The sequence below is a fragment of the Pseudomonas sputi genome (assembly GCF_021603585.1).
Lineage (GTDB): Bacteria > Pseudomonadota > Gammaproteobacteria > Pseudomonadales > Pseudomonadaceae > Aquipseudomonas > Aquipseudomonas sputi.
This window is the reverse complement of the sequence record NZ_BQHI01000026.1, coordinates 60,410-81,757: the sequence shown is the minus strand read 5'-3', so window position 1 is coordinate 81,757 and position 21,348 is coordinate 60,410. Positions and strand designations below refer to the sequence as shown.

General features: G+C 60.8%; 21 protein-coding genes and 1 pseudogene. 8 read left to right on the top strand and 14 right to left on the bottom strand.

Annotated features, from left to right (window positions below; genetic code table 11):
- Positions 1-182: 182 nt before the first annotated feature.
- The 6 genes from L6D81_RS24830 to L6D81_RS24805 all read right to left on the bottom strand — a co-directional run bounded on the left by L6D81_RS24830 (position 183) and on the right by L6D81_RS24805 (position 5,493).
- Positions 183-923 carry a putative periplasmic lipoprotein gene (locus tag L6D81_RS24830; RefSeq protein WP_236182305.1) on the bottom strand — a complete coding sequence of 247 codons (741 nt, stop codon included), beginning with the start codon at positions 921-923 and terminating at the stop codon, positions 183-185.
- Positions 924-995: 72 nt separating this feature from the next.
- Entirely contained in the window at positions 996-1,376 is a 381-nt protein-coding gene (locus L6D81_RS24825) for a RidA family protein (protein ID WP_085685905.1), read from the bottom strand.
- Positions 1,377-1,400: 24 nt separating this feature from the next.
- Positions 1,401-3,506: a bifunctional GTP diphosphokinase/guanosine-3',5'-bis pyrophosphate 3'-pyrophosphohydrolase gene (spoT, locus tag L6D81_RS24820; protein ID WP_007954439.1), complete on the bottom strand. Its 2,106-nt coding sequence runs from the start codon at positions 3,504-3,506 to the stop codon at positions 1,401-1,403.
- A gap of 57 nt (positions 3,507-3,563) precedes the next feature.
- Positions 3,564-3,827 carry a DNA-directed RNA polymerase subunit omega gene (gene rpoZ, locus L6D81_RS24815; protein ID WP_003229503.1) on the bottom strand — a complete coding sequence of 88 codons (264 nt, stop codon included), beginning with the start codon at positions 3,825-3,827 and terminating at the stop codon, positions 3,564-3,566.
- 168 nt (positions 3,828-3,995) lie between these two features.
- A complete protein-coding gene (gmk, locus tag L6D81_RS24810) occupies positions 3,996-4,616 on the bottom strand; it encodes a guanylate kinase (RefSeq protein WP_011336561.1) in 621 nt (206 codons plus the stop codon).
- 13 nt (positions 4,617-4,629) lie between these two features.
- Complete coding sequence (locus L6D81_RS24805; RefSeq protein WP_064600420.1) at positions 4,630-5,493, bottom strand: YicC/YloC family endoribonuclease; 864 nt, start codon at positions 5,491-5,493, stop codon at positions 4,630-4,632.
- A 269-nt stretch (positions 5,494-5,762) separates the two neighbouring features.
- On the opposite strand from L6D81_RS24805, the gene rph reads away from it, so the two are divergent.
- The gene (gene rph, locus L6D81_RS24800; RefSeq protein ID WP_003229494.1) at positions 5,763-6,485 is read left to right on the top strand and encodes a ribonuclease PH; all 723 of its coding nucleotides are present in this window, start codon (positions 5,763-5,765) and stop codon (positions 6,483-6,485) included.
- Between the two features lie 29 nt (positions 6,486-6,514).
- Positions 6,515-6,883 (top strand): DUF4870 domain-containing protein, encoded by a 369-nt coding sequence (locus L6D81_RS24795; protein WP_007954441.1) that lies wholly within the window; start codon positions 6,515-6,517, stop codon positions 6,881-6,883.
- 63 nt (positions 6,884-6,946) lie between these two features.
- Here the strand turns inward: L6D81_RS24795 and L6D81_RS24790 are convergent, their stop codons facing one another.
- A complete protein-coding gene (locus L6D81_RS24790; protein ID WP_007920349.1) occupies positions 6,947-7,726 on the bottom strand; it encodes an exodeoxyribonuclease III in 780 nt (259 codons plus the stop codon).
- 82 nt (positions 7,727-7,808) lie between these two features.
- Here L6D81_RS24790 and pyrE point away from each other — a divergent pair, with 82 nt between their 5' ends.
- Complete coding sequence (gene pyrE, locus L6D81_RS24785; protein ID WP_011336558.1) at positions 7,809-8,453, top strand: orotate phosphoribosyltransferase; 645 nt, start codon at positions 7,809-7,811, stop codon at positions 8,451-8,453.
- A 69-nt stretch (positions 8,454-8,522) separates the two neighbouring features.
- Here pyrE and argB read toward each other — a convergent pair whose 3' ends face one another.
- From argB to coaBC, 4 genes and pseudogenes are all read right to left on the bottom strand, one after another.
- A complete protein-coding gene (gene argB / locus L6D81_RS24780) occupies positions 8,523-9,428 on the bottom strand; it encodes an acetylglutamate kinase (protein WP_007954443.1) in 906 nt (301 codons plus the stop codon).
- 24 nt (positions 9,429-9,452) lie between these two features.
- A pseudogene (locus L6D81_RS24775) lies at positions 9,453-10,829 on the bottom strand (phosphomannomutase/phosphoglucomutase); the annotation flags it as partial.
- Between the two features lie 257 nt (positions 10,830-11,086).
- Positions 11,087-11,542, bottom strand: a complete 456-nt coding sequence (gene dut, locus L6D81_RS24770) for a dUTP diphosphatase (RefSeq protein WP_011336556.1) — start codon at positions 11,540-11,542, stop codon at positions 11,087-11,089.
- Between the two features lie 5 nt (positions 11,543-11,547).
- Positions 11,548-12,756: a bifunctional phosphopantothenoylcysteine decarboxylase/phosphopantothenate--cysteine ligase CoaBC gene (gene coaBC / locus L6D81_RS24765; RefSeq protein ID WP_236182304.1), complete on the bottom strand. Its 1,209-nt coding sequence runs from the start codon at positions 12,754-12,756 to the stop codon at positions 11,548-11,550.
- Positions 12,757-12,891: 135 nt separating this feature from the next.
- On the opposite strand from coaBC, the gene radC reads away from it, so the two are divergent.
- A complete protein-coding gene (radC, locus tag L6D81_RS24760; RefSeq protein ID WP_236182303.1) occupies positions 12,892-13,566 on the top strand; it encodes a RadC family protein in 675 nt (224 codons plus the stop codon).
- A 68-nt stretch (positions 13,567-13,634) separates the two neighbouring features.
- Here radC and L6D81_RS24755 read toward each other — a convergent pair whose 3' ends face one another.
- Positions 13,635-15,221 carry an ABC transporter substrate-binding protein gene (locus L6D81_RS24755; protein ID WP_236182302.1) on the bottom strand — a complete coding sequence of 529 codons (1,587 nt, stop codon included), beginning with the start codon at positions 15,219-15,221 and terminating at the stop codon, positions 13,635-13,637.
- A gap of 446 nt (positions 15,222-15,667) precedes the next feature.
- Here L6D81_RS24755 and rpmB point away from each other — a divergent pair, with 446 nt between their 5' ends.
- Positions 15,668-15,901 (top strand): 50S ribosomal protein L28, encoded by a 234-nt coding sequence (gene rpmB, locus L6D81_RS24750; protein ID WP_003177273.1) that lies wholly within the window; start codon positions 15,668-15,670, stop codon positions 15,899-15,901.
- Between the two features lie 11 nt (positions 15,902-15,912).
- Positions 15,913-16,068 (top strand): 50S ribosomal protein L33, encoded by a 156-nt coding sequence (rpmG, locus tag L6D81_RS24745; protein ID WP_003177274.1) that lies wholly within the window; start codon positions 15,913-15,915, stop codon positions 16,066-16,068.
- A 73-nt stretch (positions 16,069-16,141) separates the two neighbouring features.
- Here rpmG and L6D81_RS24740 read toward each other — a convergent pair whose 3' ends face one another.
- The gene (locus L6D81_RS24740; protein WP_236182301.1) at positions 16,142-16,504 is read right to left on the bottom strand and encodes a cupin domain-containing protein; all 363 of its coding nucleotides are present in this window, start codon (positions 16,502-16,504) and stop codon (positions 16,142-16,144) included.
- Between the two features lie 235 nt (positions 16,505-16,739).
- Between L6D81_RS24740 and L6D81_RS24735 the strand changes: the two genes are divergently transcribed.
- Both L6D81_RS24735 and L6D81_RS24730 read left to right on the top strand, forming a co-directional pair.
- The gene (locus L6D81_RS24735) at positions 16,740-18,233 is read left to right on the top strand and encodes an aldehyde dehydrogenase (protein WP_236182300.1); all 1,494 of its coding nucleotides are present in this window, start codon (positions 16,740-16,742) and stop codon (positions 18,231-18,233) included.
- A 182-nt stretch (positions 18,234-18,415) separates the two neighbouring features.
- A complete protein-coding gene (locus tag L6D81_RS24730) occupies positions 18,416-19,561 on the top strand; it encodes an MFS transporter (protein ID WP_236182299.1) in 1,146 nt (381 codons plus the stop codon).
- 21 nt (positions 19,562-19,582) lie between these two features.
- Here L6D81_RS24730 and L6D81_RS24725 read toward each other — a convergent pair whose 3' ends face one another.
- Complete coding sequence (locus L6D81_RS24725) at positions 19,583-21,151, bottom strand: phospholipase D family protein (protein WP_236182298.1); 1,569 nt, start codon at positions 21,149-21,151, stop codon at positions 19,583-19,585.
- Positions 21,152-21,348: the final 197 nt, after the last annotated feature.

Here is a 21,348-nt window from a genome sequence, read left to right as displayed (position 1 = left end):
CTGATCCACGACCGACAATTTAAAAGTCAGCGTGTAGTCTCGCTGACTACGCCTTTTAGCCGTTTCCATTACGTCCTCCTGAAAATAGATCAGAAGGTGTAAACCTTATTCAGGACGGGACACGGGCGTAAAAAAAGGCGGGAGCCAATGCTTGCTCCCGCCTTTTCTGTCTCAAGCGTCGGTCACTGCTTTTCGAGCAACCACTTGCGCTCACCTGGGGTGAACTGCGGTTGTTCATCTGCCAGCGCCGTGTTCACGGCCTGTAGGATCTCCAGCTCTTTGCCCTTGCGTACGAAGATCCAGTTGTTGCCCTGGCCGTTCTGCTGCAGCCACATGCTGTCGTTGCCGCTGCTCATCGATGCGCAATCGCCTGCGAGGCACAGCGCATAGCGGTCGGCACCCGGCAGGCCGGAGACTTGGCCGTCAGCCTGGAATTGCACGGTGGCACCTTCGCCCTGGCCGCTGGTGATGGTCCAGTTGCCGCCCAGATAAGCGGAATACAGCGCGCGTTCGAAGCTGGCGCCGATCGGTGCGCCTTCCGGCACCGGAATCTGCGCGCGGTCGAAGACCTGTTCCGGTTCGTTTTCATTGGCGGCTTGTTGCAGTTGACCACCGTCACGTTTCAGCTCGCTGGCGGAGCTGCCGTAGAAGTCGACTTTCCAGGCGCCGGACTCCTCGCCGAGCAGGCGACCTTCGACGTTTTCAAAACCGTTGGTGTAGCGGGCCTGGCCGGCCTTGGTGTTGACGTCCCACTCCAGGTTCGGGCCGTAAGCCTGAAGCGCTTCGCGCAGGGGGCCGCCCTTGGCAGCGGCATCGATGGCGACCTGATTGATCCAGGTGCCGCTGATGTCACGGTCGGCAGGGTTGCTGGCGCAACCGCCGAGGAAAATGGCGAGCAGCGAGAGAGCAAGCGCTTTGCGCATGGTGGAATCCTTTCAAAACCTTTTCTTTACCGCAGAGCAGTCGGCGCGGCGTCTGAGGCCGCGCCGTGCGCATTACTCGATGACCAGAATGGCATCCATTTCGACCTGCGAACCCTTTGGCAGGGCAGCCACGCCGATGGCGGCGCGCGCCGGGTAAGGCTGGTCGAAGTACTTGCCCATGATCTCGTTGACCTTGGCGAAGTGGCTCAGGTCGGTGAGGAAGATGTTCAGCTTGACGATGTCCTTGAACGAACCGCCGGCGGCTTCGGCCACGGCTTTCAGGTTCTCGAACACCTGGACGGTCTGGGCTTCGAAGCCTTCGACCAGTTCCATGGTTTTTGGATCGAGGGGAATCTGACCTGACATGTAAACGGTGTTACCGGCCTTGATCGCCTGGGAGTAAGTACCGATGGCGGCCGGGGCCTTGTCGCTGCTGATAACGGTCTTGGTCATGTATGACTCCTTGTAATGTTTGAGTTATGCACGCATGCGGGTGATGCGGATCACCCCGGTCAGGGCGCGCAGTTTCTTGATCACGCGGGCCAGGTGCACACGGTCGTGGACGCTGACCACCAACTGGACAACGCTGATGCGACCATCGCGTTCGTCCATGCTGATTTTCTCGATATTGCCGTCGGCGGCGTTGACGCTGCTGGCCAGCAGGGCGATCAGGCCGCGCTGATGTTCCAGCTCGACGCGCAGTTCGACGTTGAATTCGCCGGTGACATCCTTGGCCCACGAGAGCTGGATGCATTTTTCCGGGTTGTGCCTGATTTCGCTGATGTTGCGGCAGTTGTCCAGGTGCACGACCATGCCTTTGCCCGCTGACAGGTGACCGACAATCGGGTCGCCCGGGATCGGCGTGCAACATTTGGCGTAACTGAGGACCAGGCCTTCGGTGCCGCGAATCGCCAGCGGGCCTTCCGGGCTTGGCAGTTGTTCGCCTTCGCCGAGCAGGCGGCGTGCCACGACGTAGGCCATGCGGTTGCCCAGGCCAATGTCTTCCAGCAAGTCTTCGATCAGTTCGAGGCGGTACTCGGTGAGCATCGCCTTCACGCGCTCGGCCGGAATCTGTTCCAGCGCGCTGTCGAAGCCGTTGAGCACCTTGTTCAGCAGGCGTTCGCCGAGGCTGATGGATTCGGAGCGGCGTTGCAGTTTCAGCGCATGGCGGATGTGCGTCCGCGCCTTGCCGGTGACCACGAAGTTGAGCCACGCCGGGTTCGGCCGTGCGCCGGGAGCGCTGACGATCTCGACCGTGGAGCCGCTTTGCAGCGGTTCGGACAGCGGCGCGAGACGCCGGTTGATCCGGCAGGCGATGCAGCTGTTGCCGACGTCGGTGTGTACCGCGTAGGCAAAGTCGACCGCCGTGGAGCCTTTGGGCAGCTCCATGATCCGGCCTTTGGGCGTGAACACGTAGACCTCGTCCGGGAACAGGTCGATCTTCACGCTCTCGATGAATTCCAGCGAGTTGCCGGCACGTTGCTGCATTTCCAGCACGCCCTTGACCCACTGACGGGCCCGGGCATGAGTGCCTTTCGGCTGCTCGTCGCCGCTGGATTTGTACAGCCAATGGGCGGCGATGCCGTTGTTGGCCATCTCTTCCATTTCGCGGGTGCGGATCTGGATTTCGATCGGTACACCGTGCATGCCGAACAGCGTGGTGTGCAGCGACTGATAGCCGTTGGCCTTGGGGATCGCGATGTAATCCTTGAAGCGTCCCGGCAACGGTTTGTACAAATTATGTACAGCACCCAGCACGCGGTAGCAGGTATCGACCTTGTCGACGATGATCCGGAACGCATAGACGTCCATGATCTCGTTGAAGGCCCGACGCTTGCCGCGCATTTTCTTGTAGATGCCGTAGAGGTGTTTCTGGCGACCGCTGACTTCACCCTGGATGCCGTCGATGGCGAGGCAGTGGCCGAGTGATTCTTCGATCTTGTTGACGATTTCCTTGCGGTTACCCCGGGCGCGTTTGACGGCCTGGTAGATCCGCGCGGAACGCATCGGGTGCATCGCCTTGAAGCCGAGGTCTTCGAACTCGATGCGGATCGCGTGCATGCCCAGCCGGTTGGCGATGGGGGCGTAGATCTCGAGGGTTTCCTTGGCGATGCGCCGGCGTTTTTCGCCGGACAGCACTTCCAGCGTGCGCATGTTGTGCAGGCGGTCGGCGAGCTTGACCAGGATCACGCGAATGTCGCGCGCCATGGCCATGGCCATTTTCTGGAAGTTTTCCGCTTGGGCTTCGGCCTTGGTCTCGAAATTCATCTGGGTCAGTTTGCTGACCCCGTCGACCAATTCGGCCACGGTTTCACCGAACTGCGCTTGCAGCGCTTCTTTGGCAATACCGGTGTCTTCGATCACGTCATGCAGCATCGCGGCCATCAGGCTCTGATGGTCCATGTGCATGTCGGCAAGAATATTCGCCACGGCAAGAGGATGCGTGACGTACGCCTCACCGCTGCGGCGGCGTTGGCCGTCGTGGGCTTGTTCGGCGTAGAAATACGCTCGGCGGACCAGGTTGACCTGGTCGTTGCCGAGGTAGGTCGATAAGCGATCGGCGAGGGCGTCTATGCTCGGCATGATAATTCCTGCCGTAAGCTGTGATCCCGCGCCGTGCTACGTCGACCAGGCATAGGCTTAGACGGCCTCGTTGGACTCGTCCTCGAACGCAGCGAAGACAGGGTCTTCGTGGACGATTTCCTGCTCGGCGATGAACTCGTAGCTCATCAGGCCTTCAGCGATTTCACGCAGCGCCACTACGGTCGGTTTGTCGTTTTCCCACTGAACCAGAGGCTCTTTGCCGCCGGTGGCCAGTTGACGGGCACGCTTGGTAGAGAGCATGACCAGCTCAAAGCGGTTTTCCACGTGTTCTAGGCAGTCTTCAACGGTTACGCGGGCCATGGTATTCCTCGGAGCGAATGCAATATGCGCGCTGCCCGGTTGGGCGAGCGGACTCAACAGTTTAAAAAATCACCAGCGATTAGGGAAGCGCTGATTTTTTGACCAGACTCTTCAACGCGCTGCAAGTGCCAATGTAAAGCCCTTGCAGCGGTTTTGGGAAGTGCTGTTTCAGCCCAGCAATTCAGCCAGCAATTTGCCGAAACGCACTTGCTGACGTTTCTGTTGCAGCTGATTGGCGCGGAAAATCGCCTTCAGATCGTCCAGCGCATGGGCGAAATCGTCGTTGATGATCAGGTAGTCGTACTCGACGTAGTGGCTCATCTCGCTGACGGCTTCGCGCATCCGGCCATCGATGATCTCGTCGCTGTCCTGGCCACGGTTGGTCAGGCGCTGGTGCAGGGCCTGCAGCGATGGCGGCAGAATGAAGATCGAACGGGCCTGCGGCATCAGCTTGCGCACTTGCTCGGCGCCTTGCCAGTCGATCTCCAGAATCAGGTCGTGACCTTCGTCCAGGGTCTGCTGCAGGCGGCTTTGCGAGGTGCCGTAGAAATTGCCGAAGACTTCGGCGCGTTCCAGGAAGTCGCCGTGCTCGCCCATCTTCACGAACTCTTCGCGGGTCACGAAGTGATAGTTCACGCCGTCCACTTCACCCGGGCGCATGGCGCGGGTGGTGTGGGAAATCGAGACGCGAATGTCCGGATTGGTGTCGGTCAAAGCCTTGACCAGACTGCTCTTGCCCGCGCCCGAAGGGGCGGAAATGATGTACAGGGTGCCGGTGCTGTGGGTCATGTCGGGGGTAGCCTTACTCAATATTCTGCACTTGTTCGCGCATCTGCTCGATCAACACCTTGAGGTTGACCGCCGCCTGGGTGCTGCGCGGGTCGAAGGCCTTGGAGCCCAATGTGTTGGCTTCGCGGTTGAGTTCCTGCATCAGGAAGTCCAGGCGCCGGCCGGCGGCACCGCCGGACTTGAGCACCCGGCGAACTTCGATGATGTGGGTGCTCAGGCGATCCAGTTCTTCGGCCACGTCGCTCTTTTGCGCGAGGATGACCATTTCCTGTTCCAGGCGCTGCGGGTCCAGTTCGGCCTTCATGTCGGCAAAACGGTCGAGGACTTTCTGGCGCTGGGTGGCAAGCATCTGCGGAACCAGTTCGCGCAGGGTCACCACATCTTCCTCGATGGCGGTCAGGCGATCGTTGATCAGGCGGGCCAGCTCCGCGCCTTCGCGCTCGCGGCCGGCCTTGAGGTCTTTCAGGCCCTGATTGAACAAGGCCAGCGCCTCGGCGTTCAGCGCCTGCGGGTCGGTGGCGTCGGCGACCAGTACGCCTGGCCAGGCCAGCACTTCCAGCGGGTTCAGCGCGGCCGGGTTCTTGATCAGGCCGGCGACGGTTTCGGCAGCGGCGACCAGTTGCGCGGCGCGCTCACGATCCACCTGCAGCGGCTTGCCGGTGCTTTCCTCGGTGAAACGCAGGGTGCATTCCAGTTTGCCGCGTGACAGGCCCTGGCGCAGGGCTTCGCGGACAGCGCCTTCGAGGTCGCGAAACGACTCCGGCAAGCGCAGGTGGGGCTCCAGGTAGCGGCTGTTGACCGAGCGCAGTTCCCAGCTCAGGGTGCCCTGGACGCCGGCTTTTTCGACGCGGGCGAAGGCGGTCATGCTGTGCACCATGGTGGTACCTCGCAATGCAGATCGGCGCAGAAACGACGTTCCGCGCAGGCGATCTCAATGAATGTAAGCCGACTGGCAGCAAAGGCGCAGGATTGTAGCGCAGTGCGGCGGATGCGCCCAAACACACGGTGTGACAAAGGGCTGCAGGCCGTCGGCAAAGCGCGTTTCAGGGCCTTCGGTCGTCGGCCGGATTTTTTAACGAGTGCCCAGGTGCGGTGCACGGCTCTATAATGCTCCGCAGTTTTCCGTCCCCAGTACAGGTATCTCCTATGAAACGTCCAAGTGGTCGCGCTGCCGATCAGCTCCGCTCGATCCGCATTACCCGCAACTACACCAAACACGCCGAGGGATCGGTACTGGTCGAATTCGGTGATACCAAGGTCATCTGCACCGTCAGCGTCGAAAACGGCGTGCCGCGATTTCTCAAAGGTCAGGGCCAAGGCTGGCTGACTGCCGAATACGGCATGCTGCCACGCGCCACCGGCGAGCGTAACCAGCGTGAAGCGAGCCGCGGCAAGCAGGGCGGTCGTACCCTGGAAATCCAGCGCCTGATCGGTCGTTCCCTGCGCGCCGCGCTGGACATGTCCAAGCTGGGCGATGTCACCCTGTACGTCGACTGTGACGTGATCCAGGCCGATGGCGGTACCCGTACCGCGTCGATCACCGGCGCCATGGTTGCGCTGGTCGATGCACTGAAAGTGATCAAGAAGCGCGGCGGCCTGAAAGGCGGCGACCCGCTCAAGCAAATGATCGGTGCTGTTTCCGTGGGCATGTACCAGGGCGAGCCGGTACTGGATCTGGACTATCTTGAAGATTCCGCCGCCGAGACTGACCTCAACGTGGTGATGACCAGCACCGGTGGCTTCATCGAAGTGCAGGGCACTGCCGAAGGCGCGCCGTTCCAGCCTGAAGAGCTGAACGCGATGCTGGAGCTGGCGAAGAAAGGCATGAACGAAATCTTCGAACTGCAAAAGGCTGCACTGGCCGACTGAGCAGGTTCGTAACCCGCAAGGAGGACGCGATGAGTGATGAGCAAGAGTTGCTGCCCAAGCCGAGCCAGGAGGTTCGCCAATGGGCGATGTTTTGTCACTTGTCCGCCTTGCTGGGGATCTGGATTCCGTTCGGTACGCTGATCGGGCCGCTGGTCCTGTGGCAGATGAAGCGCGAGACCGATCCGTTCATCGACGCTCAGGGTAAGGAAGCGTTGAATTTCCAGATCACCGTGGCGATCGCTTCGATGATCTGCTTCGTGCTGATGCTGTTGCTTATTGGGTTCGTGCTGTTTGGCCTGCTGGCCATTGCGGCGCTGGTGCTGACGATCATCGGTGGGGTGAAAGCCAACGAAGGTTTCCCGTACCGCTATCCGTTCACCTGGCGGTTGATCAAATAACGAACGATCGCCCACAAAAAAACCGACAGTGATGTCGGTTTTTTTGTGTCTGCGAAAGTCCGCTTAGATGGTCAGCGTCCAGTCGTAGTCGACGATCAGCGGCGCGTGCTGCGAGAACCGAGGCTGACGCGGCAGACGTGCGCTGCGCACGAAGCGCCGCAGGCCCGGAGTCAGGATCTGGTAGTCGAAGCGCCAGCCCAGATTCAGCATCTCGGCCTGTTCATTGTCCGGCCACCAGCTGTACTGGTCGCCTTCGCGACTGACTTCGCGCAGGGCGTCTACGTAGCCCATGTTGCCGACAATCTCGTCCATCCAGGCGCGTTCCGGCGCCAGGAAGCCGGGGGATTGCTGGCTGTCGCGCCAGTTCTTGATGTCGAGCTTCTGCTGCGCGACGTACAGCGAGCCACAATAAATGTACTCGCGACGTTTGCGCCGCTGTTTGTCCAGGTACTTGCCGAAATCGTCCATGAGCTTGAACTTCTGGTTCAAGTCCTCATCGCCGTTCATCCCCGAAGGAAGCAGCAAGGTGGCAATACTGACTTTGTCGAAATCTGCTTGCAGGTAGCGCCCGTAGCGGTCGGCCGTCTCGAAACCGAGACCGCTGATGACAGCCTTCGGTTGCAACCGCGAATACAAAGCCACGCCGCCTTGGGCAGGGACTTCAGCATCGCAGGCATAAAGGAAGTAGCCATCCAGTTGGAAGGCTGGGTCGTCCAGTTCAAAGGCGGAGGCACGGGTGTCCTGCAGGCAGATGACGTCGGCATTCTGAGCCTGCAGCCAACTGAGCAAACCGCGCTCGACTGCAGCCTGAATACCATTGACGTTCACACTGATGATCCGCATAAATGGCCCCAAAAATCGCGTGCGTGTATGATACACGGCGTCAAGCTAATTAGCTAAATCCGTGGTATTTGGGGTTTTTTTCATGCAAGCGTATCAGCGCGATTTCATTCGTTTTGCCATCGATCGCGGGGTTTTGCGCTTCGGTGAGTTCACCCTGAAGTCCGGGCGCACCAGTCCTTACTTCTTCAATGCCGGCCTGTTCAACTCGGGTTCCGCGCTGGCGCAACTGGGGCGTTTCTACGCCGCGGCCATCGCCGAGAGTGGCATTCCGTTCGACGTGCTGTTCGGCCCGGCCTACAAAGGCATCCCGCTGGCGGCAACCACTGCCGTGGCACTGGCCGAACACCATAACCGTGATTTGCCATGGTGCTTCAACCGCAAGGAAGCCAAGGCCCACGGCGAGGGCGGCAGCCTGGTCGGCGCACCGCTGACCGGTGATGTGCTGATCATCGACGACGTGATCACCGCCGGCACCGCGATCCGTGAAGTGATGCAGATCATCGCTTCCCAGGACGGCGCCAAGGCTGCCGGCGTGCTGATCGCCCTGAACCGTCAGGAGCGCGGCAACGGCGAGCTGTCGGCCATCCAGGAAGTCGAGCGTGATTTCGGCATCCCGGTCATCAGCATCGTGTCGCTGAACCAGGTGCTGGAATTCCTGGCTGACGACCCGCAGCTCAAGCAGCACCTGCCAGCCGTTGAAGCCTACCGCGCCCAGTTTGGCGTCTGATCGTAGCTTCAGGCAAAAAAAGACCCCGCTCAGCCAGGCTGAGTGGGGTCTTTTTGTTTGCGCGAGCGTTTACGGACGCTTGCGATTGCTGATCAGCGTACCCACACCAGTGTCGGTGAAGATTTCCAGCAAGATCGCGTTCGGTACACGGCCGTCGATGATCAGCGAGCTGCCCACGCCGCCCTGAACTGCTTCCAGTGCGCAGCGGATCTTCGGCAGCATGCCGCCGTAGATGGTGCCGTCGGCGATCAGGTCGTCGACCTGCTGGGTGCTAAGGCCGGTCAGCACGGTGCCCGACTTGTCCATCAGGCCGGCGATGTTGGTCAGCAGCATCAGCTTTTCGGCTTTCAGTGCTTCGGCAACCTTGCCAGCCACCAGGTCAGCGTTGATGTTGTACGACTCGCCGTTTTCACCCACGCCAATCGGCGCGATCACCGGGATGAAGTTGCCTTTGACCAGCAGGTTCAGCAGTTCGGTGTTGATCCCGACCACTTCGCCCACATGGCCGATGTCGATGATTTCCGGCTGGGTCATCTCCGGGGTCTGACGGGTGACAGTGAGCTTCTTCGCGCGAATCAACCCGGCGTCTTTACCGGTCAGACCGATGGCGCTGCCGCCGTGGCGGTTGATCAGGTTGACGATGCTCTTGTTGACCTGACCGCCGAGGACCATTTCCACCACGTCCATGGTCGCGGCGTCTGTGACGCGCATCCCGTCGACGAAGTGGCTTTCGATCGACAGGCGCTTGAGCAGATCACCGATCTGCGGGCCGCCACCGTGAACGACCACCGGGTTGATGCCTACGGCCTTCATCAGCACGATGTCGCGGGCGAAGCCGGTTTTCAGCTCCTCGCTTTCCATCGCGTTGCCGCCGTATTTGATCACCAGGGTCTTGCCGACGTATCGGCGGATGTAAGGCAGCGCTTCGGACAGGACCTTGGCAGTGTTGGCGGCGGCATCGCGTTCGAGGGTCATTCAGGGCTCCGGGTGAATCAGCAATCAGAACGGTAGTTGGAGATCAGGTGCAACGCGTTTCAGTTGGGCATGGAACACAGCCTGGATGCGCTGCAGTTCCGCCTCGTCATCGGCCTCGAAGCGCAGCACCAGCACCGGTGTGGTGTTGGACGCGCGCACCAGGCCCCAGCCTTTGGCATAGTCGACCCGCACGCCGTCAATGGTGGTCAGGTCGGCGCCTGGACCCCACTGCGCATCGTGCAGTGCATCAATGATGCTGAATTTGCTCTCTTCGGTCACATGGATATTGATTTCCGGTGTGGAAATATCGTTCGGGAAGGTCGCGAACAGCGTTTCCGCGTCAGATTTTTCCTTGCTGAGGATTTCCAGCAGCCGTGCGGCGCTGTAAATACCGTCGTCGAAACCAAACCAGCGTTCCTTGAAGAAAATGTGCCCGCTCATTTCGCCGGCCAACAGTGCGCCGGACTGTTTCATTTTCTTTTTGATCAACGAGTGACCGGTCTTCCACATTAGCGGCCGGCCGCCATATTCCTTGATCAGCGGGACGAGGCGGCGGGTGCATTTGACGTCGAAGATGATCTCCGCGTCCGGGTTGCGCGCCACCACGTCACGGGCAAACAGCATCAGCAGGCGATCCGGGAACACGATGGTGCCGGTGTTGGTCACCACGCCGACGCGGTCACCGTCGCCGTCGAAAGCCAGGCCGATGTCGGCATTGGTTTCCTTGACCTTGGCGATCAGGTCGACGAGGTTTTCCGGTTTGCCTGGATCCGGGTGATGATTCGGGAAGTTGCCGTCGACTTCGCAGTACAGCGGGATGACTTCGCAGTTCAGCGCTTCGATCAGCTGCGGGGCGATCACGCCGGCCGCGCCGTTGCCGCAGTCGACCACGACTTTCAGGCGCCGGGCCAGTTTGATGTCCTGGACGATTTCGGTGGTGTAGCGGTCGAGGATCTCGACCTGAGTCACGCTGCCCGTGCCGCTGCTCAGGTTGCCGGTCTTGAGGCGCTCGTGCAGGGCCTGGATCTGTTCGTTGGCGAGGGTGTCGCCGGCGATCACGATCTTGAAGCCGTTGTAGTTCGATGGGTTGTGGCTACCGGTGAGCATCACCCCGGATTTGCCAGCCAGCACGTTGGCGGCGTAGTACAGCGCAGGCGTCGGCACCAGGCCGACGTCGCTGACGTGGCAGCCGCTTTCGGCGATGCCGCGGATCAGTTCGGCCACCAGCTCCGGGCCGGACAAACGGCCGTCACGGCCGACGGACACGTTCGGTTCGCCCTGGGCCAGGCTCTGGGAGCCGATGGCGCGACCGATCCAGTAGGCGGTTTCGCCATTGAGGAATTCCGGCACGGTGCCGCGAATGTCGTAGGCGCGGAAGATGCTGTCGGGAAGCTTCGGGGCGACTTGGGCGGGGGTGCTCATCTGCGAAAATGCTCCATCTCGAAAGTGGCTGGACACACCGACGACTCATTCGACGGCAGGTTCAAACTGAAGGGTATGACGGCGGTTTTCACAGAGAGTTCGTGGTGTGAAAGGGCCATGACGCCTTGTGCGGCGTGGCTTTGGCCTGCCAATGCCTTGATTTTCAGCGGTAAAGCTTCCAGATGAATCTGCGTATTTTTATGGCGAAGGAGCAGGCTCCCTCGCCACAAAACCAATCACTTGGTGCCGGAATGGCCGAAACCACCTGTGCCGCGCTCGGTCTCGACAAACTCTTCAACCATTTCGAAGTGCGCCTGCACTACCGGCACCAGTACCAGCTGCGCCAGGCGTTCGCCGACCGGCATGGTGAATTCAGTCTGGCCGCGGTTCCAGCAGGACACCATCAGCGGGCCCTGGTAGTCGGAGTCGATCAGGCCGACGAGGTTGCCCAGCACGATCCCGTGCTTATGGCCCATGCCCGAGCGTGGCAGGATCAGCGCGGCAAGGTTCGGGTCGCCGATGTAGACCGACAGACCGGTCGGGATCAGCACGGTTTCACCCGGTTTGATCACGATGTCCTCTTGCAGCATGGCGCGCAGGTCGAGGCCGGCGGAGCCCGGTGTGGCGTATTGCGGCAGCGGGAATTCGGTACCGATGCGCGGGTCGAGGATCTTGGCTTGCAAAGCGTGCATGTAAATTAAACCTGGTTCAGACGTTCGGCGATAAAAGTGACCAGTTGGCGAGCGATCTTACTCTTGCTGGTCTGGGCGAAAACCGTGGCGTGCAGCGCACGGTCGATGACGCTGCAGGCGTTTTCTTCGCTGTTGAAACCGATGCTCGGGTTGGCGACGTCGTTGGCGACGATCAGATCGAGATTCTTGTCCTTCAGCTTGCGTGCAGCGTAGTCGAGCAGGTGTTCGGTCTCGGCGGCGAAGCCGACACTGAACGGACGGTCGGGACGGGTCGCGATGGTGGCCAGGATGTCCGGGTTGCGCACCATTTGCAGGACGAAGCCGTCACCGCTTGTAGGGTCTTTCTTCAATTTTTGCGGGGCGACGACTTCCGGACGGTAGTCTGCGACCGCCGCCGAGGCGATGAAGATGTCGCAAGGGATCGCGGCTTCACACGCGGCGAGCATGTCGCGGGCGCTGACCACGTCGATGCGGGTGACGCGATCCGGCGTCGGCAGGTGCACCGGGCCGCTGATCAGCGTCACGCGGGCGCCGGCTTCTACTGCCGCTTCAGCCAGCGCGAAGCCCATTTTGCCGGAGCTGTGGTTGGTGATGTAGCGCACCGGGTCGATGTTTTCCTGGGTCGGGCCGGCGGTGATGACCACGTGCCTGCCGGTCAGCGCCTGACGCTGGAAGCAGTCCGCCGCGAGCTGAGCCAGGTCGGTGGCTTCCATCATGCGGCCCATGCCGACGTCGCCGCAGGCCTGGCTGCCGGAGGCCGGGCCGAAAGTCTTGAGGCCACGGCTTTCAAGCAGTTGCAGGTTGGCCTGGGTCGCCGGATCGCGCCACATGGCCTGGTTCATGGCCGGAGCGACCGCCACGATGGCGTCGGTGGCCAGCACCAGCGTGGTCAGCAGATCATTGGCGATGCCTTGGGCCAGCCGGGCGAGCAGGTCGGCGGTGGCCGGGGCGATCAGCACCAGATCGGCCCATTTGGCCAGTTCGATGTGGCCCATCGCTGCTTCGGCGGCCGGGTCGAGCAGGTCCAGGTGAACCGGGTGGCCGGACAGCGCCTGCATGGTCAGCGGGGTGATGAATTCGCTGCCGCCACGGGTCATGACCACGCGCACTTCGGCGCCCTGATCGATCAGGCGGCGCACAAGATCCGCGCTCTTGTAGGCAGCAATGCCGCCGCCGACGCCCAGAACGATGCGTTTCCGATACAGCCGCTGCATAGGTCTGCCTTTCATTTCGTTGGTGACATACGTGGCGAAACCCCCTCCCCAGGGTGAATTCGCCCGCAAAAAAGATGGGCTACGATATCACAGCGACCGCTACGGAACAGCGGCGCCCACAGACAAGGAAGGTGTATGAGTATTCGCGATTGGCCGGCGGCGGAAAGGCCGCGGGAGAAACTGTTGGAACAGGGCTCGGGAAGTCTTTCCGATGCCGAATTGCTGGCGATTTTTCTACGCACCGGCGTAGCAGGAAAGAGTGCGGTGGATCTGGCGCGGCACTTGTTGAATCAGTTTGGCAGCCTGCGTGCTTTGCTGGAGGCTGATCTCGGAGCGTTCAGCGAGCAATTGGGCTTGGGGCCGGCGAAATTTGCTCAATTGCAGGCCGTGCTGGAAATGGCCCGGCGGCATCTGGCCGAGCGCATGCGTCAGAAGCCGACCCTGGAAAATCCACAGGTCGTACGCGACTACCTCAAAGCCATGCTGCGCCACGAGCCGCATGAGGTGTTCGGCTGTCTGTTTCTGGACTCAAAACACCAAGTGCTGACCTTTGAGCCTTTGTTTCGGGGCTCCATCGACAACACTGCGGTCCATCCCCGGGAAGTGGTGAAGCGTGCGTTGGCGAACAACGCGGCGGCGCTCATCCTGTGCCACAACCACCCGTCGGGAAACACCGATCCCAGTCAGGCTGATCGATTATTGACCAAACGCTTGCAGAAGGCCCTGGAGTTGATCGACGTTCGGGTGCTGGATCACTTCATCGTCGGTGATGGTGAGCCGTTGTCGATGGCGGAGTGCGGTTGGATGTAAATCTCAAGGAACTGCGAACCCTGTGGGAGCTGGCAAGCCAGCTCCCACAGGGTATGTGCTTTGGCGGGTTATTTGAGGGTGACCTTGGAGTAGTCCTGCCGCCCGAACGGGCTCACCGAGTAACCCTGCACGTCTTTGCGCGTCAGTGCATACGCCGTCGGATGCGCCAGCGGCAGCCACAGCGCCTGCTGCTGGATCTGCGTTTGTGCCTGTTCGTAGAGCTTGGTGCGCACACCTTGCTCGCTGGTGGTCTTGCCGGCGCTGATCAGCTTGTCCAGGTCGGCGTTGCAGTAACGGGCGAAGTTGGTGCCGGACTTCACCGCCGCGCAGGAAAACTGCGGGGTGAGGAAGTTGTCCGGATCGCCGTTGTCGCCGGCCCAGCCCATGAACAGCAAGTCATGCTCGCCCGCCTTGGCGCGACGGATCAGTTCGCCCCATTCGATCACGCGGATTTCCGCCTGAATGCCGATTTCCGCGAGATCCGATTGCAGCAGTTGTGCACCCAGGCTCGGGTTCGGGTTGAGCAGGCTGCCGGACGGACGCGTCCAGATAGTGGTCTGGAAGCCATCCTTCAATCCGGCCTTGGCCAGCAATGCCTTGGCCTTGTCCACGTCGTGGGCGTAGCCCGGCAGGTTCTTAGCGTAGCTCCAGGTGTTCGGCGGATACGGGCCGTTGGCAGCTTCGGCGGTGTCTTCAAACACAGCTTTGAGGTAGTTGGCCTTGTCGAAGGCGAGGTTGATCGCCTGACGCACTTCCGGTTTGTCCAGTGGCGGATGCTGGCTGTTGATGCCGACGAATGCGGTCATGAATGCGTCAGTCTTTTCGACTTTCAGCGTCGGTTCCTGTTTTGCCGCCTGCACGTCCAGCGGTTTTGGCGACAGGGCAATCTGGCACTCGTTGCGCCGCAATTTTTGCAGGCGCACGTTGGCGTCCGGGGTGATGGCGAAGATCAGCGGATCCACCGCCGGTTTGCCGCGGAAGTAGGCCGGGTTGGCCTTGTAGCGGATCGAAGCGTCTTTCTGGAAGCGGTTGAACACGAACGGGCCGGTGCCGATCGGTTGGCTGTTGAGCTTGTCGGTCGCGCCGGCCTTCAGGAGTTTGTCGGCGTATTCAGCAGAATAAATGGAGGCAAAACCCATGCTCAGGGTCGCGAGGAACGTCGAGTCCGGGTGATCGAGGGTGAAGCGCACGGTCAGCGGATCCAGCGCGTCGATCTTTTTGATCAGGCTCGGCAACTGCATCGACTGGGCATGGGGAAAGCCGCTCTGGGCGACCTTGTGCCATGGGTTGGCCGGGTCGAGCATGCGGTCGAAGCTGAACTTGACGTCTTCGGCGGTCAGCTCGCGGGTCGGCTTGAAGTAGTCGGTGGTGTGGAATTTCACCTGCGGGTGCAGCTTGAAGACGTAAGTCAGGCCATCGGTGCTGACTTCCCAGCTGTCGGCCAGGCTCGGGACGACCTTGCCACTGGCGGTGTCGAAGTCCACCAGCCGATTCATCAGCACGTCGGCCGAGGCGTTGGTAGTGGTCAGCGAGTTGTACTGCACCACGTCGAAGCCCTCAGGGCTGGCCTCGGTGCAGACGCTCAGGGCGGCGGCCTGGGCCAGTGGACTCAGTAACAGCGGGGCGAAGAGCAGGGGGAGGGCAGCGAGGCGCATGGTCGGCTTCCTTTACAGATCGAAGGCCCATCTGCAAGTGCAGTCTGGAAAAGGCCTACCCTAGTGGTCGCGATTGCAAATGACTATCCCCTTTTTGCATTTTCGAGGCTGCATGGCTGAGGATTTGTCGGAAGAGGCGGCAGGAAAAGTCTCGATAGCGGGTATGATCGATTTTCTTCGACGAATGGTAAAAATTGCCGGCAGCCCTAGCCCAAGGCGCTTGCGGCCGTCGAAAGCGGCTTTTTAGCCATTCTTTGTTCACGGAAAGTTGTTGCTCCGTGGTCTTTCTGGTATAAAGCAGCGCTCTTTTCTAGGGGCCCGGTTCCTTCGCTTGTAGGTGTAGCCGGTAAGACCTCTAAAGAATCGCGGCGCCTGGCGCCACAATGACTAGAGATTAAGCGGCCAACCCATGCCGGGTTGGGCATGTGGTTTTAGAGGGCTGAGGCATGTCTAGAGTATGTCAAGTTACCGGTAAGGGTCCGGTGACTGGGAACAACATTTCCCACGCAAACAACAAAACCCGTCGTCGTTTCCTGCCGAACCTGCAGCATCACCGCTTCTGGGTTGAAGAAGAGAAACGTTTCGTACGCCTGCGCGTTTCCGCCAAAGGCATGCGTATCATCGACAAGCGTGGCATCAGCGTTGTGCTGGCCGAGCTGCGTCGCGACGGCAAGGTTTAAGGGAGCTAATCATGCGTGAATTGATTCGTTTGATTTCGAGCGCCGGTACTGGTCACTTCTACACTACCGACAAGAACAAGCGTACTACCCCGGACAAAATCGAGATCAAGAAATATGATCCGGTTGTTCGCAAGCACGTGATCTACAAGGAAGGCAAAATCAAGTAATTGATTTTTCCCGACTTACGAAAAAGGCCCGTATCTCACGATACGGGCCTTTTTTGTGGCCTGGTGAAAGGCCTCAAGCTTTCTGTTCGAAGATCACATAGACCTTGCGGCAAGCCTCCAGCACTTCCCATGTGCCACGGAAACCGGCCGGGATCACGAAGCGGTCACCCACACGCAGGGTCTTGGCGTTGCCTTCGCTGTCGCGCAGTACCGAAACGCCCTGGAGGATTTCGCAGTATTCGTGTTCGGTGTAATTCACCGTCCACTGACCGACTGCCCCTTCCCACACGCCGACGCCCATTTGCCCACAAGGGCTGTCGTATTGATTGAACACCGCCTGCTCGGGATCCCCCTTCAGCACTTTGGCCGGGTCCGGGCGATAGCGTTCGGCTTCGCGGGTGGTCAGGCTGATGTCGACGACGTTCTGGATGTTCATTGTTGTTTTCTCCCGTGGTGACGGCGCGGTGGCTTGAAAGGGCCAAAGTCTATGTTGATTAAATTGAACGCCGCAAGGCCGTATGGCGAGCTTATGTCAAATATATTGAAACAACCCCGGCCGCTGGTTTAGGGTGGCGGATGCCTTGGGCCGAAAAGCAGGCTGGCCGGGCAGTATTCCTGAGGACGACCGCGACGATCGCGGCGCTCGTATTGAACAAGAGGAGGACACTCGAATGACCACCCTGACTCGTGCCGACTGGGAACAACGCGCCCGCGACCTGAAGATCGAAGGCCGCGCCTTCCTCAATGGCGAGTACACCGATGCCGTCTCCGGCGAGACCTTCGAGTGCATCAGCCCGGTCGATGGCCGTCTGCTGGGCAAAATTGCCAGCTGTGACGCCGCCGACGCCCAGCGCGCCGTGGAAAACGCCCGCGCTACCTTCAATTCCGGCGTCTGGTCGCGCCTGGCGCCGACCAAGCGCAAAGCCACCATGATCCGTTTCGCCGGCCTGCTCAAGCAGCATGCCGAAGAACTGGCCCTGCTCGAAACCCTCGACATGGGCAAACCGATCAGCGACTCGCTGTACATCGACGTGCCGGGTGCCGCGCAAGCGCTGAGCTGGAGCGGTGAGGCGATCGACAAGATCTATGACGAAGTCGCCGCTACCCCGCACGATCAACTGGGTCTGGTAACCCGGGAGCCGGTCGGTGTGGTCGGGGCCATCGTGCCGTGGAACTTTCCGCTGATGATGGCCTGCTGGAAGCTCGGCCCGGCCCTGTCGACCGGTAACTCGGTGATCCTCAAACCGTCTGAAAAATCCCCGCTGACCGCCATCCGCATCGCCGAACTGGCAGTCGAGGCCGGCATCCCGAAAGGTGTGCTGAACGTGCTGCCGGGTTACGGCCACACCGTCGGCAAGGCGCTCGCGCTGCACAATGACGTCGACACCCTGGTGTTCACCGGATCGACCAAGATCGCCAAGCAACTGATGATCTATTCCGGCGAATCGAACATGAAGCGCGTCTGGCTGGAGGCCGGCGGCAAGAGCCCGAACATCGTGTTTGCCGATGCACCGGATCTGCAAGCCGCGGCCGAATCCGCCGCCAGCGCCATTGCCTTCAACCAGGGCGAAGTCTGCACCGCCGGTTCGCGCCTGCTGGTCGAGCGTTCGATCAAGGACAAATTCCTGCCGATGGTGATCGAGGCCCTCAAGGCCTGGAAACCGGGCAACCCGCTGGATCCGGCCACCAACGTTGGCGCGCTGGTGGATACCCAGCAGATGAATACCGTGCTGTCCTACATCGAGTCGGGCCACACCGACGGCGCCAAACTGGTGGCCGGTGGCAAGCGCATTCTTCAGGAAACCGGTGGCACCTACGTCGAGCCAACGATTTTCGACGGCGTGAGCAACGCGATGAAAATTGCCCAGGAAGAGATCTTCGGCCCGGTGCTGTCGGTCATCGCTTTCGACACCGCCGAGGAAGCGATCAACATCGCCAACGACACGCCTTACGGTCTGGCGGCGGCGGTCTGGACTCAGGACATCTCCAAGGCGCACCTGACCGCCAGGGCACTGCGTGCCGGCAGCGTGTGGGTCAATCAGTACGATGGCGGCGACATGACCGCACCGTTTGGCGGCTTCAAGCAGTCGGGCAACGGCCGTGACAAGTCGCTGCATGCGTTCGACAAATACACCGAGCTGAAGGCGACCTGGATCAAGCTGTAAACCGTTAAGGGAGCCCCGAGTCGGGCTCCCGAACGATACAAGGATCCCTGTGGGAGCGAGCTTGCTCGCGAAAGCGGTGTATCAGTCAGCAAAACTGCTGAATGTGAAACCGTTTTCGCGAGCAAGCTCGCTCCCACAGTGGTTTTGTGGTGCACATAAAAATATCCACAGGAGCGTGGACCATGCGTTGGGCGACGTATTTCGCCGTTTTGGCATCTGTCTTGAGTGTTGGTCTGGCCCTGGGTGTCAGCATGCCGCTGGTGTCGCTGCGCCTGGAGGGTTGGGGCTACGGCTCATTCGCCATCGGTGTGATGGCGGCGATGCCGGCCATCGGCGTGTTGCTGGGGGCAAAGATTTCCAGTCATCTGGCGGCGCGCTTCGGCACAGCCAATCTGATGCGTCTTTGTCTGTGGGGCGGGGCACTGTCCATCGGCCTGCTGGCACTGCTGCCGAGTTACCCGATCTGGCTGGTGTTGCGGCTGATGATCGGGGTGATCCTGACCATCGTGTTCATCCTCGGCGAGAGCTGGATCAATCAACTGGTGGTCGAGCACTGGCGCGGGCGACTGGTTGCTCTGTATGGCAGCAGCTATGCATTGAGCCAGCTGTCTGGTCCGTTGCTGCTGGGTGCGCTCGGCACTGAGCATGATTATGGTTTTTGGGTTGGAGTCGCCCTGCTGATGGCCTCACCCTTGTTGTTGCTGGGCCGCAGCGGCGCCCCAAGCAGCGAGGCCAGCAGCGTGACGTTCGGCGATCTGTGGGGCTTCGCTCGCGAGCTGCCGGCAATTGCCTGGGCGGTGTCGTTGTTCGCTGCATTCGAGGCGATGATCCTGACGCTGTTGCCGGTGTATTGCCTGCAACAGGGTTTTACGGCGCAAATTGCGCTGGTGATGGTCAGCACCGTCGTGGTGGGTGATGCGCTGCTGCAATTGCCCATCGGTGCGCTGGCCGACTACCTGTCGCGGCGGACCTTGTTCACCGGTTGCGCCGTGGTGCTGATGCTGTCGAGCCTGGCGATCCCGATGCTGCTCGACACCTTGCTGATCTGGCCGCTGTGGGTGTTGTTCGGCGCCAGTGCCGGTGGCCTGTTCACCCTGTCGCTGATCCTGATCGGTGAGCGCTACCGCGATGATGCACTGGTGCGAGCCAATGCCCATGTTGCGCAACTGTGGGGTGTTGGTTGTCTGCTCGGACCTTTGATGGCGGGAGCGGGCAGTCAGTGGATCAGTGGACACGCGTTGCCGTGGCTGATGGCGGCCGGAGCGTTCGGGCTGGTGCTTCTGCTGTCGCGGCAAGGCGCATTCGGCAAGGTGCCGGAGCCCGCTTGATGAGGCTGGTGGAGCGGGCTGCTACAGCATCCGCTCCAGTCCAACCGTGGTGCTGAACCACGCATTGAACCGTCGCCACCAACTGCCGGGTTCCTTGGTCAGCGTGTGCATCTGGCCGTTGTCTTCGGTAACCCAGACGACTTTTCCATCCTGCAATTTCGCCTCGTAACTCAGCGCCGGTGCCATGCCCTGCAAGGCCAGCTCGCGCACGTGCGCTGCCAGTTCGGGACTGTCCACCAGCACCCCGACTTCGGTGTTCCACAGCACCGAGCGCGGGTCGAAATTGAACGAGCCAATGAACGATTTTTTGCCGTCGAAGATCATCGCTTTGCTGTGCAGGCTCGAATCCGAGCCGCGATAGGACTTGCTGTAAAACAGGTGCGGGCCGCTGCCGTAATTATCTCCAGGCTGGCGCCGCAGTTCGAAGAGCTTCACGCCGTGTTCCAGCAACGCCTTGCGATACGGCGCGTAACCGCCATGCACGGCTGGCACGTCAGTGGCTTCCAGCGAATTGGTCAGCAGACTCACCGCTACGCCGGCATCGGCACGGCCGGTCAGGTAGACCAACCCCGGCTGCCCCGGTACGAAGTAGGCAGAAATCATCACCAGTTCGTTGCTGACACCGGTGAGCTCCGGCGCCAGTTGGGTCGTCAGCAGCAGGTGCGGATCGGGTTCGCCCTTGGCCAGTACCTTGCTCGGCGCATCCCACAGCGCCTGGTTCCAGGCCCAGATCAGTTCCCGGCGCCAGACGTCCATGCGCGGAGCGGTGCGGTAAGTCATCAACTGCTGATACAGCGCGTGATTCTGTTTGCGGGTGTCTTCCAGCGACTCTTCCAGTCGCGTGCGGGTGTTTTGCAAGTCTTTGGGGGTGGGTTTGCTGGAAAGAAACTCTTCGATTGGCCTGCTCAGCGCGCTGTTCCAGTACTGGTCGAAACTGTGTCCGAGTTGTTCGGCGACCGGCCCGACACTGAGCATGTCGATATCGGTGAAGTTCAGATTGGGTTCGGCATCGAAGTACTCGTCGCCCAGATTGCGTCCGCCGACGATTGCCGCGCTGTTGTCCGCCAGCCACAACTTGTTGTGCATCCGCCGGTGCTGCAGCGACAGGTTGAACAGCCGGCCTGCAGCGCGGGTCACGCCGGTGCTGCGGCCCAGGTGCAATGGATTGAACAGACGGATCTGGATATTCGGATGCGCCGCCAGCGTGGCGATGATCAGGTCGAGGCCGTCGCTGGTGGTGTCGTCCAGCAGGATCCGCACCCGCACGCCACGATCAGCGGCCTTCAGCACTTCTTCCACCAGCATTCGCGTGCTGATGCCGTCATGGACGATGTAGTACTGCAGGTCGAGGCTGCTTTGGGCGTTGCGGATCAGTTCGGCGCGGGCAGTGAAGGCTTCGGTGCTGTTGGACAGCAGGCGAAAACCGGACTGGCCCTTGTAGGGCGCTGCCTGCGCCCGAATTGAACGGCCGAATGCCGATTCGTTCGCCGGCAAGGCCTGACTCGGTTCCCTGGGAACATCCAGCGAAGCGCAACCGCCGAGCAACAGGACGAACAGCAGGGCAAACGGCAGAGTGTGTCTGGAGCTCAAGTCGGACCGTTCCGGATGAGTGGCGAGATCAGGAGTATGGCACGACAGGCACCGGGTGTTGCCCCAGCGTGTCTGGTCAATCCGACTCACGGCGCAGAGCGGCGTGTAGCCCGGGGCTGTCGGCAGGGTGAGCATTTTTAAACAGATCGGCGATTTTTCCGGCTCACATCAGCTACGCCCGCCAGCGATTTTTCCAG

What these genes read in the sequence shown, in the direction of transcription:
- L6D81_RS24730 (WP_236182299.1), top strand. Translation starts at nt 18,416, where the DNA reads ATGCGTTGGGCGACGTATTTCGCCGTTTTGGCATCTGTCTTGAGTGTT.
- radC (WP_236182303.1), top strand. Translation starts at nt 12,892, where the DNA reads ATGAGTATTCGCGATTGGCCGGCGGCGGAAAGGCCGCGGGAGAAACTG.
- rpoZ (WP_003229503.1), bottom strand. Translation starts at nt 3,827, where the DNA reads ATGGCCCGCGTAACCGTTGAAGACTGCCTAGAACACGTGGAAAACCGC.
- rpmB (WP_003177273.1), top strand. Translation starts at nt 15,668, where the DNA reads ATGTCTAGAGTATGTCAAGTTACCGGTAAGGGTCCGGTGACTGGGAAC.
- dut (WP_011336556.1), bottom strand. Translation starts at nt 11,542, where the DNA reads ATGCACGCTTTGCAAGCCAAGATCCTCGACCCGCGCATCGGTACCGAA.
- L6D81_RS24740 (WP_236182301.1), bottom strand. Translation starts at nt 16,504, where the DNA reads ATGAACATCCAGAACGTCGTCGACATCAGCCTGACCACCCGCGAAGCC.
- pyrE (WP_011336558.1), top strand. Translation starts at nt 7,809, where the DNA reads ATGCAAGCGTATCAGCGCGATTTCATTCGTTTTGCCATCGATCGCGGG.
- L6D81_RS24755 (WP_236182302.1), bottom strand. Translation starts at nt 15,221, where the DNA reads ATGCGCCTCGCTGCCCTCCCCCTGCTCTTCGCCCCGCTGTTACTGAGT.
- L6D81_RS24735 (WP_236182300.1), top strand. Translation starts at nt 16,740, where the DNA reads ATGACCACCCTGACTCGTGCCGACTGGGAACAACGCGCCCGCGACCTG.
- rpmG (WP_003177274.1), top strand. Translation starts at nt 15,913, where the DNA reads ATGCGTGAATTGATTCGTTTGATTTCGAGCGCCGGTACTGGTCACTTC.
- L6D81_RS24795 (WP_007954441.1), top strand. Translation starts at nt 6,515, where the DNA reads ATGAGTGATGAGCAAGAGTTGCTGCCCAAGCCGAGCCAGGAGGTTCGC.
- coaBC (WP_236182304.1), bottom strand. Translation starts at nt 12,756, where the DNA reads ATGCAGCGGCTGTATCGGAAACGCATCGTTCTGGGCGTCGGCGGCGGC.
- L6D81_RS24790 (WP_007920349.1), bottom strand. Translation starts at nt 7,726, where the DNA reads ATGCGGATCATCAGTGTGAACGTCAATGGTATTCAGGCTGCAGTCGAG.
- rph (WP_003229494.1), top strand. Translation starts at nt 5,763, where the DNA reads ATGAAACGTCCAAGTGGTCGCGCTGCCGATCAGCTCCGCTCGATCCGC.
- gmk (WP_011336561.1), bottom strand. Translation starts at nt 4,616, where the DNA reads ATGACCCACAGCACCGGCACCCTGTACATCATTTCCGCCCCTTCGGGC.
- argB (WP_007954443.1), bottom strand. Translation starts at nt 9,428, where the DNA reads ATGACCCTCGAACGCGATGCCGCCGCCAACACTGCCAAGGTCCTGTCC.
- L6D81_RS24825 (WP_085685905.1), bottom strand. Translation starts at nt 1,376, where the DNA reads ATGACCAAGACCGTTATCAGCAGCGACAAGGCCCCGGCCGCCATCGGT.
- L6D81_RS24830 (WP_236182305.1), bottom strand. Translation starts at nt 923, where the DNA reads ATGCGCAAAGCGCTTGCTCTCTCGCTGCTCGCCATTTTCCTCGGCGGT.
- spoT (WP_007954439.1), bottom strand. Translation starts at nt 3,506, where the DNA reads ATGCCGAGCATAGACGCCCTCGCCGATCGCTTATCGACCTACCTCGGC.
- L6D81_RS24805 (WP_064600420.1), bottom strand. Translation starts at nt 5,493, where the DNA reads ATGGTGCACAGCATGACCGCCTTCGCCCGCGTCGAAAAAGCCGGCGTC.